The sequence below is a fragment of the Vibrio quintilis genome (genome assembly GCF_024529975.1).
Classification (GTDB): Bacteria; Pseudomonadota; Gammaproteobacteria; order Enterobacterales; family Vibrionaceae; genus Vibrio; species Vibrio quintilis.
In genome coordinates, this window is record NZ_AP024897.1 from 989,000 (window position 1) to 1,002,878 (window position 13,879).

General features: G+C 47.2%; 10 protein-coding genes. 5 read left to right on the forward strand and 5 right to left on the reverse strand.

Going from position 1 to position 13,879, the window contains the following annotated elements; genetic code table 11:
• The first annotated feature begins 130 nt into the window (after nucleotides 1–130).
• Nucleotides 131–1,708, forward strand: coding sequence for a glutamine-hydrolyzing GMP synthase (gene guaA, locus OC443_RS04805; RefSeq protein WP_073585535.1), 1,578 nt, complete (start codon nucleotides 131–133; stop codon nucleotides 1,706–1,708).
• A 163-nt stretch (nucleotides 1,709–1,871) separates the two neighbouring features.
• Here the strand turns inward: guaA and OC443_RS04810 are convergent, their stop codons facing one another.
• From OC443_RS04810 to OC443_RS04820, 3 genes are all read right to left on the reverse strand, one after another.
• Nucleotides 1,872–3,428 (reverse strand): alanine/glycine:cation symporter family protein, encoded by a 1,557-nt coding sequence (locus OC443_RS04810; RefSeq protein WP_073585534.1) that lies wholly within the window; start codon nucleotides 3,426–3,428, stop codon nucleotides 1,872–1,874.
• Nucleotides 3,429–3,789: 361 nt separating this feature from the next.
• Nucleotides 3,790–5,373: a sensor histidine kinase gene (locus OC443_RS04815; RefSeq protein WP_073585533.1), complete on the reverse strand. Its 1,584-nt coding sequence runs from the start codon at nucleotides 5,371–5,373 to the stop codon at nucleotides 3,790–3,792.
• A gap of 22 nt (nucleotides 5,374–5,395) precedes the next feature.
• Nucleotides 5,396–6,205, reverse strand: a complete 810-nt coding sequence (locus tag OC443_RS04820; RefSeq protein WP_073585532.1) for a phosphate/phosphite/phosphonate ABC transporter substrate-binding protein — start codon at nucleotides 6,203–6,205, stop codon at nucleotides 5,396–5,398.
• 490 nt (nucleotides 6,206–6,695) lie between these two features.
• On the opposite strand from OC443_RS04820, the gene OC443_RS04825 reads away from it, so the two are divergent.
• Nucleotides 6,696–7,784, forward strand: a complete 1,089-nt coding sequence (locus OC443_RS04825) for an iron-containing alcohol dehydrogenase family protein (protein WP_159440362.1) — start codon at nucleotides 6,696–6,698, stop codon at nucleotides 7,782–7,784.
• 20 nt (nucleotides 7,785–7,804) lie between these two features.
• Here OC443_RS04825 and OC443_RS04830 read toward each other — a convergent pair whose 3' ends face one another.
• A complete protein-coding gene (locus OC443_RS04830; RefSeq protein WP_073585530.1) occupies nucleotides 7,805–8,677 on the reverse strand; it encodes a LysR family transcriptional regulator in 873 nt (290 codons plus the stop codon).
• A gap of 164 nt (nucleotides 8,678–8,841) precedes the next feature.
• On the opposite strand from OC443_RS04830, the gene OC443_RS04835 reads away from it, so the two are divergent.
• The 3 genes from OC443_RS04835 (at nucleotide 8,842) to OC443_RS04845 (ending at nucleotide 11,696) form a co-directional block, all read left to right on the forward strand.
• A complete protein-coding gene (locus OC443_RS04835; RefSeq protein ID WP_200796969.1) occupies nucleotides 8,842–10,005 on the forward strand; it encodes a methionine aminotransferase in 1,164 nt (387 codons plus the stop codon).
• A gap of 86 nt (nucleotides 10,006–10,091) precedes the next feature.
• On the forward strand, nucleotides 10,092–10,892 hold the full coding sequence (locus tag OC443_RS04840; protein WP_200796968.1) for a carbon-nitrogen hydrolase family protein: 801 nt from the start codon (nucleotides 10,092–10,094) through the stop codon (nucleotides 10,890–10,892).
• 27 nt (nucleotides 10,893–10,919) lie between these two features.
• Entirely contained in the window at nucleotides 10,920–11,696 is a 777-nt protein-coding gene (locus OC443_RS04845) for a transporter substrate-binding domain-containing protein (RefSeq protein WP_073585528.1), read from the forward strand.
• Nucleotides 11,697–11,720: 24 nt separating this feature from the next.
• Here the strand turns inward: OC443_RS04845 and dgt are convergent, their stop codons facing one another.
• The gene (gene dgt / locus OC443_RS04850) at nucleotides 11,721–13,235 is read right to left on the reverse strand and encodes a dGTPase (RefSeq protein ID WP_073585527.1); all 1,515 of its coding nucleotides are present in this window, start codon (nucleotides 13,233–13,235) and stop codon (nucleotides 11,721–11,723) included.
• Nucleotides 13,236–13,879 lie beyond the last annotated feature (644 nt).

Genomic DNA, 13,879 nt, shown 5'->3' on the forward strand with positions numbered 1-13,879 from the left:
GTTTAGGTTTGAAGACCTGAATAACTGGCGAAAACGTTTGCTTTTTGCTTGATGACCACAATGGAGGCGGGTAAACTCGTCTCCGTTTCTATTTTTAATCTATCAACTAGCTTATTAAAGACGGCTCAAAATGACGAAAAACATTCATGACCAAAGGATTTTGATCCTTGATTTTGGCTCTCAATATACCCAACTGGTTGCGCGTCGTGTGCGTGAGATTGGTGTTTATTGTGAACTGTGGAGTTGGGACGTTGATGAAGCGGATATCCGTGAATTCCACCCTGATGGCATCATTTTATCTGGTGGTCCTGAAAGTGTTGCGGCAGACAATTCTCCGCGGGCACCTCAGTATGTCTATGATTGTGGCGTGCCTGTTTTGGGTATCTGTTACGGCATGCAAACCATGGCTGAACAGCTTGGCGGTAAAGTCTCCTGTTCGGATAAGCGTGAATTCGGTTACGCACAGGTTGAAGTCACTCAGACATCAACGCTGTTTGAAGGTCTGAAAGACAGCGTGACAGCGGATGGTGCAGCGCTTCTGGATGTGTGGATGAGTCATGGCGATAAAGTTGTCGAGATTCCATCTGATTTTGTTCAGGTTGCCAAGACAGATACCTGTCCGTTTGCTGCGATGGCGAATGAAGAAAAACGTTTTTACGGTGTGCAGTTCCACCCTGAAGTGACGCATACCAAACAAGGCATGCAAATTCTGGAAAACTTCGTGCTGGGCGCGTGTGGTTGTGACCGTCTGTGGACATCTGCTTCAATTATCGAAGATGCCGTTGCCCGGATTAAAGCCCAGGTAGGTGATGATGAAGTCATCCTTGCACTGTCCGGCGGTGTTGATTCTTCCGTGGTTGCAATGCTGGTTCAGCGGGCAATCGGCGATAAGCTGACCTGTGTGTTTGTTGATAACGGCTTGCTGCGTCTGAATGAAGGTGAGCAGGTGATGGACATGTTTGGTGACCACTTCGGCCTGAACATCATCAAAGTGGAAGCGGAAGAACGTTTCCTCAAAGCGCTGGAAGGCAAAAGCGACCCGGAAGAGAAACGGAAAGTCATTGGTCATGAGTTTATTGAAGTCTTTGATGAAGAAGCCGGAAAACTGAAAAATGCCAAATGGCTGGCTCAGGGTACTATCTATCCGGATGTGATTGAATCGGCTGCTTCAAAAACCGGTAAGGCGCATGTGATTAAGTCACACCATAACGTTGGCGGTCTGCCGGAAGATATGGAAATGGGGCTGGTTGAACCATTGCGTGAACTGTTTAAAGATGAAGTGCGTAAAATTGGTTTAGAGCTTGGCCTGCCATACGATATGCTCTATCGCCATCCTTTCCCCGGGCCGGGTCTGGGTGTCCGTGTTTTAGGTGAGATTAAGAAAGAGTATTGTGATCTGCTGCGTCGTGCTGATGTAATCTACATTGAAGAATTGCATGCTGCAGGTTTATATCATAAAGTTTCTCAGGCATTCACGGTATTCCTGCCGGTTCGCTCGGTCGGTGTGATGGGCGATGGCCGTAAATATGACTGGGTTGTTTCCCTGCGGGCAGTTGAAACAATCGACTTCATGACGGCGCACTGGGCCCACTTACCTTATGATTTTCTGGGTAAGGTTTCTAACCGGATTATTAATGAAGTGGATGGTATTTCCCGCGTGGTTTACGATATTTCCGGTAAACCACCAGCAACGATTGAGTGGGAATAATCACCTATCCTGCTTTCATCCTTTTCTGTATCAAACCTCTCCGTGTGAGAGGTTTTTTTATGGCTTACTTTTTTGGCCGGGTAATACACAGATGATATCCTCACTACAGAAAAAAGGCCGCATTGCGGCCTTTTTCCTGCGATGAGGATATCATCAGGATGGATTAAGTTCTCACATCCACCGGATTTTCAGTATCGATGTAATCACCGGTTGTCGTTGATGCAGCTTGTTTTGATTTACGCGCATAGCGTTTTTCCCAGTAATCCGCGCCCGAAATACCCAGTGCGACCGGATTAAAAGTATATTCTTCTACACCTTGTTTTTGCTGCGCTTCATAATCTTTCAGCACTTTAATGGCAGGTTTGTTCAGGAAGAAGATCGTCAGAATACCCACAATATTCAGCCATGCCATCAAACCAACACCGACGTCACCCATTGCCCATGCAAGACCGGCAGTTTTGACGGTACCGTAAAATGTTGCACACAAGATAACGACTTTCAGGGCAAATACCAGAATATCTGAGTTAAATTTACGACGAATATAAGCAATGTTTGTTTCAGCAATGTAGTAGTAAGCCAGAATGGTTGTGAAAGCAAAGAAGAACAATGCAAATGCAACAAACGTTTTACCGATGCCTGGCAGAGCACTTTCAATCGCTGCCTGGGTAAAGCCCGGGCCATTTGGTGTAATTTCTGCTGCAAGGTTCTGCACAAGGAATGCACCTTCACCGGCACCCTGAACATTGTATGCGCCAGTAATCAGAATCATAAATGCAGTCGCAGAACAAACCAGCAGTGTATCAATATAGATTGAGAACGACTGTACTAATCCCTGTTGTGCCGGGTGTTGTACGTGCGCTGCTGCTGCTGCGTGCGGTCCAGTACCTTGTCCTGCTTCGTTGGAGTAAACACCACGTTTAACACCCCAGCCAATTGCCGCGCCCAGTCCTGCCATTGGTGTAAAGGCATCACCGATAATCATGGCGAAGATATGAGGAACCTGATGAATGTTCAGCAAAATAATCACAAATGCAGTGATGATATAAGCTAACGCCATAAACGGGACGATAACCTGAGTAAAGCTTGCAATCCGTTTCACACCACCAAAGATGATGAAGGCCAGCAGGATGGAAATACCTGTACCGGTTAAAATCTTGGCAAAGCTGAAGGTACCGATTGCTGTCTCAACCATCTCTCCGCTGCCAAAAGCCGTTTCAACGGCATTACCGATACTGTTCGACTGAACGCCTGGCAGCAGTACACCACAGGCTAAAACTGTCGCAATTGCAAATATCCATGCATACCATTTTTGTCCCAGTGCTTTTTCAATGTAGTAAGCAGGGCCGCCACGGAATTCTCCGCCATCTTCTTCTTTATAGATCTGAGCGAGCGTTGACTCTGCATACGCAGTTGCTGCACCCAGAAACGCCACCACCCACATCCAGAATATCGCACCTGGTCCACCGAAGCCGATTGCAGCTGCAACACCAGCAATATTCCCTGTACCGACCCGGCCAGAAAGAGAGACGGCCAGCGCCTGAAAAGAGGAAATACCTTTGGTCGATGATTTACTGGTGAACAGCAGGCGACACATTTCTGAGAAGTGTCTTACCTGCACAAAGCGGGTCAGAACAGAGTAAAACAAACCGGCACCGAGACATAAATAAATGAGCGCCGGACTCCATATAATTCCATTTAAAAAGTCTACAACTGATTGCATTTATAATTTCCTGTATTCAATGTAATTTTTATCTTATACCCGGCAACCGGTATCTTAGCCGGTTTGGGTATATGTTGGTTTGCAATATTTTTATCTTTATGTGAACCGAATGTTAATATATTTATCCTTTGATTGCCATAGCTAATTTTTTTGGTTTAATATTCTGTATTTAATTTATTTTTTGGTGTTTTGGTCTGGGTTTTTGTTAATTTTGTGGTGGGTTGGTTTGGTTTTTTCTCTTTTTTTGAGATGATTGTTATGTGTGAAAGTGATCTTGCTCTGAGTAATTAAACTTACAAAAATGAGGGGAAATGGTGTTTTATTCTACAGTGTATACCGGTCAGAATATGGTATTTTCAGGCTATTTTGGGGCATAAATGGCCGCTTCAGGAAAATCGAGTGTAAAGCAGGTTCCTTCATTTTGTTTGCTTTCCATCTTAATTTTTCCCTGATGTTCCTTCATGATGTTATAGCTGATCGCTAACCCGAGCCCGGTACCTTTGCCGACTTTCTTGGTGGTAAAAAACGGGTCGAAAATTTTCTGATGTAAAGACGGATCAATACCGCATCCGTTATCCCGGACAGAAATGTATACCCGATTGTTGCCGGCCCAGCTACGAATTTCGATCTGTCCGTCTTCTTTTATCGCATGTGAAGCGTTAATGATCAGATTCAGCAATACCTGCTGAATCTGGCTGATATTACAGTTGACTAAAGGAATCTCAGACAGGCTGACAATTGTTTCTGCCTTATATTTCAGTTCATTCTCCGTCACCCGCAGCGTTTTTTCGACGGCATCATTCAGATTTGCAGGTTTATAGGATTTATCCTGATCAACATGAGAAAAGTCTTTCAGCCCGGAAACAATGTGATTGATGCGTTCATTTCCTTCATGAATATCTGCAATGATTTCTTCCATATCTTCGCGGATAAATTCGATATCTTTTTGTTTCAGCCATGCTTTCAGTGAATGGAGTGATTGTCTGAGTCCATCTTCACTCTGCTGTTCATCCAGTTGTTGTAACCGGCTGATAACTTCATTATAAGTCTGAGTGTAATTTGATAAGGTTCTGATATTACTCATGATAAATCCGACAGGATTATTAATCTCATGGGCAACCCCTGCTGCCAGTGTGCCAATCGACGCCATTTTTTCGGAGTGAATTAATTGTTCATTGGTTTTCTTCAGATCTTCTGTTCTGCGTTCAATCCTGTTTTCAAGGGTTTGATTCAATGCTTCAAGTTGCCTCTCATATTGTTCTCTGCTTTGTGAAACATTCTTTAAGCGTTCTGACATCACATTAAAAGCCTGACTGACTTCAGCGATTTCATCTTTACCTTTGAGCTCAACCGAAACATCGGTATAGCCTTTAGAGATCCTGTAAGCGGCATAACGTAACCGTGTTAAACCACTGATGAGATAAGTCCCCAGCAAATACGAAAACAGGGCAACCAGCCCCATTTCACCGATTGCAATCGACAAACTCCACTGCCAGACTTCCCGGATTTGTTTACTTAAACTGTTGGTATCAATCCCCAGTTCAATCACGCCGTATAACATACCGCCTTCCCTGATTTCGGCGTTCACGTCAAAAACTCCGTCGGCAACCTGATTCACCTGATGATCTTCATGAAAAGGGCGGTTCAGAATTGTTTTGTTTCCGGCCTGAGAAAAAACCTGTCCGTCATGTGATTTGATTCTGACATACACCAGATCCGGGTTTTTCATTAATTCGGTGGTAAAGTCTTCCAGAGATGCCAGATCATGGGAAAGAACAGCATCTTTCGTTGTGGTCGCAAACAATGTTGCTGTAGTCGTGGCTCGTTTATACAATCCCTCATAATTGGTTGATTTCAGATAATTCAGCGTGACTGTAATCAGCAGGCCCAATAAAAGTGCCTCAATGATGGCGACTCCCAGGATTGTTTTCAGTTTTAATGACATATCAACACGTTATCGTTTTTCCCTATTCCAGTAAGTTATCTAACAAATGAATATTTAATTGTCTGACATCATCCCATTGTGCATCGGATGCGGCTTCCAGCCCTTTGAAATTCAGTTTCGTGAGGAGTGCCAGCCCTTGTTTATCTTCAGTCATCGCCAGCATCGCCCGAACCAGTTTGTCTCTGGTTGCCTGTGAAATCCGGGGATGAACCGCTATCGCATGGGATGTATAAGGTGGTGTGGTCCATAAAATCTTTAATTCAGATCTGACTTCCGGGGCCATATTATTCAGTGTTCTGAGAACTCCGCCGCCCGCCGGAAAGAAATGACGCGAAACATTCATATAAACCGAATCATGTGAAGAAACATACCTCGGTGTAAATGGTATTTTCTGGCCGGCCAGCTGAGCACGGGTCAGAATACTTGCAGCAAAGGCGGCTGGTGACGGAAAGACAAGGGTGGCATTTTTCAGATCAGACAGTGATTTAGCCGGGCTGTTTTTATGCACCACAATAATGCCTTTAATCTGCTTATCTTTCTGCTTGGCAATGGCTCTGTAACCGGGCTTCTGGCTGAAAACGGTGTAGTGATAAGGGTTCATATAAGCAATGTCATATTCTCCCCGGCTGAGGCGCCGTTCAAACTCCGGAATATCTTTTGCGGTGGTGAACTGCATATCTATTCCGCTTGAGCGGCTCAGATAACTAAGAACCGGGGTCCAGAGCGCGGCCAGCTTTTTGGCTGATTGCTGCGGGACAACCCCGAATGAGAGTGTTTCTGCCCAGGTCTGAAAAGTAAGTCCCCCAAGCAGCAGACATAGAATAAAACGCATAGAGTTCCTTTGGTTACGTATAAAATCGTATGATATACCCAAGCAACCTGAAAATGCATGATTCAGCGTGCAGCCGAAAGGTGCAGTTCAAGGAAAGAGAATGCAGGAATGTACCCACCTTCCAAATTCTCTTGACGCAGAAATGTGCCTTTCAGCTCACGCCCTTCGGGTGAGTTTGTCTGGCTTTGATACAGCGTTACTGATTTTCAACGTAGAATGACTATGTTTTCAAATCAGTGCCTTGTCTCAAAGCCAGACAAATCTCACTGAACCCTGCATCTTCAGGTTGTTTGGGTATAAAAAGCATAGTTGCTTATTTATCAGACTGAGAAACTTAAAATAATAAGAATGAGAAACAATTCTAAATCTCTGGACCTACGGTACACTGCAATGCGTTTTTCTCATGGCTTCTATGATGAGAAATCGTTACTAAATACTGACAGGTTTGCTAACGTATCCTTATGATTTTAAATTCATAAGGATGTCTGCCGTGTCAACTGAATCATTCCTCTCTTTTCCCTCAAAGGTTTTCAAAGGTGCAGGCGTCTTATGTCACTTACCCTCAGTCATTCAGTCATATGGTGACAAAGCTTTTATTCTCGGAGGAAGGCGGGCTTTAGCGGCCGTGCTGCCACAAACCGATTCGTTGATGTCGGGTAATGAGCGCCTGTCGGTTGTGACAGCCTGGTATGGCGGGGAAGCGACGGTTGAGAATATTCACCGCTTAAAGCAGCAGGCGATTGAAAGCCAGGCTGACGTGATTATTGCAGTTGGTGGCGGGAAAGCACTGGATACCGGCAAGGTTGTGGCTGAAAAAGCCGGCTTACCCGTTGTGATGGTGCCATCAGTTGCGGCAACATGTGCTGCAGTATCTGCGGTTTCCATTCTTTATGACCATCAGGGTGTTTATCAGGAAATGTACCATCTGCGGGCTGCGCCGGAAGTGGTGATTCTTGACAGTCAGATTATTGCAGCAGCCCCGGTTCGCTGGTTATCAGCCGGTATCGGCGACACGCTGGCCAAATGGTATGAATACCGTGCAATTGCTGCTGCGAGGCCGGATAACAGTACGGAAATGGCAACGGCAATAAATAGTGAATTATGCTACCGGATTATCTGTCAGTATGGACAGAAAGCGGTTCAGGAAGCACTGTGCCGGGAATCAGGAAAGGCGCTGGAACAGGTGATGGATGCCATTTTCATCTATGCCGGAATGACATCCATTCTCGGCGGCGGGGAACATGTTGCTGTCGCACATGCACTGTTTGAAGGATTTACCGCTGTGGATAAAACCCGGGATTATGGTCATGGTTTGCTGGTGGGGTTCGGCAACTTATGTATGCTGGCGATTGAAAATTATTCTCAGACTGAAATGATCGAAGAGATTCTTCTGGCGAAATCGTGTGGTATTCCGGTTGATATCGCGGAAATTGCCGATTTATCTGCCGATGAGCTGGCGAAGATAACCGCTGTGGCCATGGCAACCCCTGATATAAAAAATATGCCGCAGCCGGTTGATCAGGAAACCCTGCTGGCTTCCATTGATTATATCAGCCAGCTATCGGCGACAGAGTGTTGAGTCAGCCGGCAGGCAGCGTGCTAACCGGTAAACCAGGTGATCAGCTCGCTGAGTAACGGATGCGGGTTTTTTCCACTGCGGTAATGAAGGTAATAACCGGCCCCGGTGTTAACCGTCTGAGAAAAAGGCCTGAGCAACCGCTTCATCCGGATATCTTCTTCCACCAGCGTACAGTCTGCAATCGCGATACCAAATCCCTGAATCGCGGCACTGATTGCCAGTTCCATCGTATCAAAATACTGATGCCGGGTAAGCGACTCCAGCGGGACTGAAGCCGTCTGAGACCAGAGTGCCCAGTCGGTTTTATCCGGCGTCGGGTGCAGTAGTGTCAGATCTTGTAGTGAACATTCACCGCGGGTCAGAATGTCGCCGGTATATAAATGCGGTGCAATAACCGGAGATAAACGCTCAGAGAACAGTAAGTGCGTATCGGGCAGGTGAGTCAGTGGTGTCTGGCTGAAAACAATCGCGGCATCATAGTGCTCGGTGTTGAAATCGACGCTGTGATCGGTTGTCGTGGTTAGTGCAACATTCAGCGCTGGTTGTTCTTTTCTCAGCCGGATCAGTTGTGGCAGCAGCCATCTGATGGAACAGGTCGGGGCTTTGAGGTGTATTTCAGCATTTTCATGGCAGAGCTTCTCGGTGGCATGAAACAGTTGATCGAATGCGCTTTGTACTTCGGGTAATAACATTCTGCCCTGTCTGGTCAGCGTCAGACCTCTGGCGTGGCGGTGGAAGAGCCGGAAGCCGAGATACGCTTCCAGGGTGGCAATCTGGCGGCTGACTGCGCCCTGAGTCACGAACAGTTCTTTTGCTGCGTGTGTCAGGTTCAGATAACGGGAAGTCACAACAAAGGCATGAAGAGCCTGAAGCGGCGGAGTCCTTTTAGGCATACCGATCCTTTTTATGGTTCTTGAAAATGATACTCAGAGCAATGTCTTTTTCTCATGGCTATTATGACAACAATTAGATACCTCTCTCAATAGTGATTCAGCTAAATTATTTATTGATACTCAAACAACCCGAACATCCGGGGATAAAAACAAGGAGAATCATAATGATACAAACGCCATTATCATGTTCATCAAAGCTGAGTGATGTTGGTACAACTATTTTTACCCGGATTGGTGAACTGGCTGCGCAGTATCAGGCGATCAATTTATCTCAGGGCGCGCCGGGGTTTCCGGTGGATCCGGCTTTGATTCAGCGGGTGACGCAAGCGATGACTGCCGGGCAGAATCAGTATGCGCCAATGGCTGGTTTACCGGTTCTCAAAGAAAAAATCGCAGAAAAAATGCAGGCGCTTTATGGCCGTACTTATCATCCCGATGAGGAAATCACCATCACAGCCAGCGCCAGTCAGGCAATCTACGCCAGTATTTCAGCATTGGTTCATTCACAGGATGAAGTGATCTATTTCGAACCGGCCTTTGACAGCTACGCGCCGGTGGTGCGTTTACAGGGCGCGAAGCCGGTTGCGATTCAACTGTCGTTGCCGGAATTCAAAATCAACTGGGATGAAGTGAAAGCGGCGATGACACCGCGTACCCGGATGATCATTTTGAATACGCCGCATAATCCAACCGGAACCATTCTTTCTTCTGATGATTTGCATCAGCTGGCTGCTATCATCCGGGACACCGGGATTATCGTGCTGTCTGATGAAGTCTACGAGCATATGGTGTTTGATGGCGAATTACATCAAGGGATGGCGCGCCATCCGGAACTGGCGGCAAGAAGTGTGATTATTGCTTCATTCGGCAAAACATTCCATGTCACCGGCTGGCGGGTTGGTTACTGCCTGGCGCCTCAGACGCTGATGAAAGAGATCGTGAAAGTTCATCAGTTTATGATGTTTTCAGCCGATACGCCGATGCAGTATGCATTCGCCGTTTATATGGATGATCCGCAACGTTATCTGTCTTTGGCGGGTTTTTACCAGAAAAAACGGGATCTGTTGATTCAGGAACTGAGTGACGGACCATTTCAGCTCTATCCCTCTCAGGGAGCTTTCTTTATGCTGGCAGGGTTCGGTCATCAAAGTGATATACCGGATACAGACATGGTACAACGCCTGATTCGTGAAGCTGGTGTCGCAACCATTCCGTTATCAGCATTTTATGCCGGTGGCACGGATCAGCGATTATTGCGTTTGTCTTTTACCAAAGATGATGAAACGATCATCGCTGGTGCCCGGGCATTAAAAGCGTTTCGTTTTTAGCCGGATCTTCACTGGTTTTTTAAACTGTTTTTTGTGACTATTTTTTGTAACTGTTTTTTTTAACAGAAGGATAAGGAATGACAGGGATGAGGCTAAAAACAGCAGCAATTCAGATGAACAGTGGCGGTCAGCCGGAACGTAATCTTAAACGGGCCGCAGCACTGATTGCCGAAGCCGCAGCACACGGTGCAACGCTGGTGGTACTGCCGGAATACTTCTACTGGATGGGCGAAGATGAAACCACCCGTATCCGGTTGGGAGAAACTTTTGGCGACGGGCCGCTTCAGCGTTTTCTGTCTCAGCAGGCGCAGCAGCATCAGCTGTGGTTATCCGGCGGGACGGTTCCTCTTCAGTGTGAACATCAGCACAAAGTTTTCAACAGCAACTTATTATTTAATCCCTCCGGTGAATGTACCGGACGTTATGACAAGATCCACCTGTTCGGATTTGATAACGGCACGGAAAGTTATCAGGAGTCAGAAATTCTGGAGGCAGGTCACGACATTCAGACATTTACCACGCCTTTTGGTCTCATCCGGCCATCGGTCTGTTATGATCTGCGCTTCCCGGAAATGTATCGTGACCACGCGGGTTATCCTCTCATCACCGCCCCGGCTGCATTTACAGCCACGACCGGTCAGGCACACTGGGAAATCTTATTGCGGACACGAGCCGTTGAAAACCAGTGCTTTGTGATTGCCGCCGCCCAGACGGGCGAACACCCCGGCAGGAAGCAGACTTTTGGACACAGCATGATCATTGACCCCTGGGGGAAAGTACTTGCCTGCCAGGATGAAGGTGAAGGCGTTGTTATTGCCGAACCCGATATGAATTATCTGCAACAGGTCAGGACAAACCTGCCTGCACTGAATCACCGTATATTTTAGTTCTCTGAATACAAAAGGATCTTACTGATGAGAAAACTTACCTTATTACTGGCTCTGGCTGGTTTATGCTCTGCGGCATCTGTGTGGGCTGCCGGAACGCTCCGTTATGGATTAGAAGCCGAATATCCGCCGTTTGAGAGTAAAAATGCGCAGGGAGAACTGGTTGGTTTTGATATCGAACTGGGCAAGGCGATCTGTAAAGCTGCTCACATGAAATGCAGCTGGTCTGAAGCCAGTTTTGATGGCCTGATTCCGGCACTGAGAGCGAAAAAATTTGATGTGATCAATTCAGCCATGAATATCACATTGAAGCGAAAAAAATCGATTGATTTCACCAATCCAATCTACCGGATCCCGACTCAGCTGATTGCCAGAGAAGGAAAAGGTCTGGCGCCGGATGCCAAATCACTGCGCGGGAAAAGCATCGGTGTACTGCAGGGGTCGATTCAGGAAGTCTATGCCAAAAAGCACTGGGCGTCTGAAGGCGTGACGATCACCACTTATCAGGATCAGAATATGGTTTATTCCGATATGGTGTTAGGCCGGATTGATGGCACGCTGGTGATGGCCGCGGCCGGGCAGTCTGGTTTCCTGAGCCGTCCGGAAGGTGACGGGTTTGCCTTTGTCGGCGGGCCGCTCAATGATCCGATCATTCTGGGCAGCGGAATTGGCTTCGGGCTGCGTCAGGGCGATACCGAACTCAAATTTTTACTGAACAAAGCGATTGCTAAAGTCAAAGCCGATGGCACCGTGCAGCGTTTAGGGAAAAAATACTTCTCCGGATTTGATATTTCAGTCGATTAATTGTCCGGGCCGCTCAGGCCCGTATTACAGGTTATCAATCACGCTGAACGCCCGGTACTCATCAAACGCATATTGATCCGTCATCCCGCTGATATAATCCTGAATCAGCCGGACCCGGTAATAATATTCCCAGATGTCCGCTGAAAATTCATATCCGCCCGGATAATTCCCGGCTTCAATGTCATTCATTGCGTTGTCGTAAGCGCGTAAGTGCTTTCCCGGTAGTTTACTGAACAGCCGGGAAGGCAATAACTGGGTTCTGTCGCCGTTTTTAACTTTCAAAAAATCATCCCGCTCCAGTGCCAGCAGCGGTTTAAAGTAATCCAGCAGCCCGGTGATGATTTTGTATCCCTGCAGTTCCCTTGCTTCCACATCCCGGTCGCAAAAGGCATGTTTTTTGGCGACATTCTTGAGGGTTTCCACCAGTGCGTGTTCGGTGCTGAAGTTTTCAATCAGAGGCCGGTTAAACCGCCCGGTGTAAATGGTGTCGATGTTTTGGATAAACTGCGTTGCTGCATGGCGGGGAAGCAGTTGACTGATTTCGACCCTTAAAGTGATAAAAAAGTGGCTGACGGCGCAGTTTTTGGCGCAGGTTGCACGGCTTTGCGCTTCATTGACAATCTGTGCCATTTTTTCCGGGTCTGCATCCGCATAGCGGGGATCGGTCAGCAGATTCAGATACTCCTGACACAAGGCTTCACTGGTCTGTTTACGATCGAGAATGCCTTTTTCTACCGCATCTTCAATATCGGCAATGCCGTAAGAGATATCATCCGCCGCTTCCATAATGTAAGTGAACGGTGCCCGGGTGCCTTTTTCCAGCGCTAAGGTCTGGTACAGGTTACCGATGAATTCATCTTCACTCAGATAAAATCCGACTTTCTTTTTCAGATAAGGCAGGTCCGTTTCCGGCATCGGCGTTCCCCGGCTTTTCAGCGTTTTGGGGCTGAGCTCATCGCCCCGGCGGGTATATTTTAAGATGGCGGACACCTGGGTATACGTCAGGTTCAGGCTCAGAATCGAATGCACCAGCCTGACCGCCTGCGCGTTGCCTTCAAATTCTGTTAAATCTTTGTAGAGTGCCGGGGGTAATGTTTCCATCCCGGCGTAGCTGCAAAACCAGTCATTGATCGCCTGTTCCCCGAAATGGCCGAAAGGCGGGTTGCCGACGTCATGCATCAGGCAGCCCATTTCCACCACCGACTCAAAATGTCGCTCCAGTTCTGCCAGCCCGTATTGTTCTGTTTCCGGCCCCAGTTGATGATAAATCCGCTGCACGATATGGCGCCCGACCTGCTGCACTTCCAGCGAGTGCGTCAGGCGGCTTCTGACCGATGAGTTGCGCTCCAGCGGAAACACCTGGGTTTTCTGCTGCAAACGGCGGATTGCTGCTGAGTTGATGATCCGGCCCCGATCGCTTTCAAACTGCGACAGGCGCGGAATTTGCCCGGTCCGGTACGGTTCAATCCGGGTGGTATTTTCATTACCGGACGTGTAAGGCCGGTTATATCTGAACCTGGCTCTGAAATCGATCTGCATCGTCTGTTCTGAAGGCCTCGTCTGTTTTGGTATTGTCGGGTCTTTCACTATTTAAAACACATCTCTGGCTGAACTCAAGCCGGTGTCACGGGTTCTTCGTGCCGGTTCATAAAATCACCATCAAGACGGTGCGTCAGCGCCAGAATGATCCGGCAGCACTGCAGGCTGAATCAGGCGAGGTGTGATTAAAATGCAACCATTACAATGTATTAACAATTGTGGGTCGTTATGATGAAAATTGCAAAATCAACAACAAAAATGAGAGGCCAGTTCAGGAAAAACGCAAATCTAATCCGGGCGACACGAATAACTGCTGAACTCAGTAACATAATTTGCATATAATGTGCGGGGCTGTTGACCTTATACCCAAACAACCTGAACACTGTTTTTTCAGGTTGCTTCGGTATACATATCAGGTGTTTTCGATATGTCGCATACACATTGATGTGTTTCGGGTGAATGGCCTTTTTACTCCGCTCAGGGCCGGTTGATGACATGTTGATTAATCCCCTGCAACATCAAAGGCCGGTTCATTGTCCGGCGGAGTTTGTAGCCACCGTTTCCGATAAAAAATTCAATGCTGCCGGTTGAAAAGTGCAGCAGTTCGTATGAAAAAAACGACCGGAAATGGATTGGTTGATGAT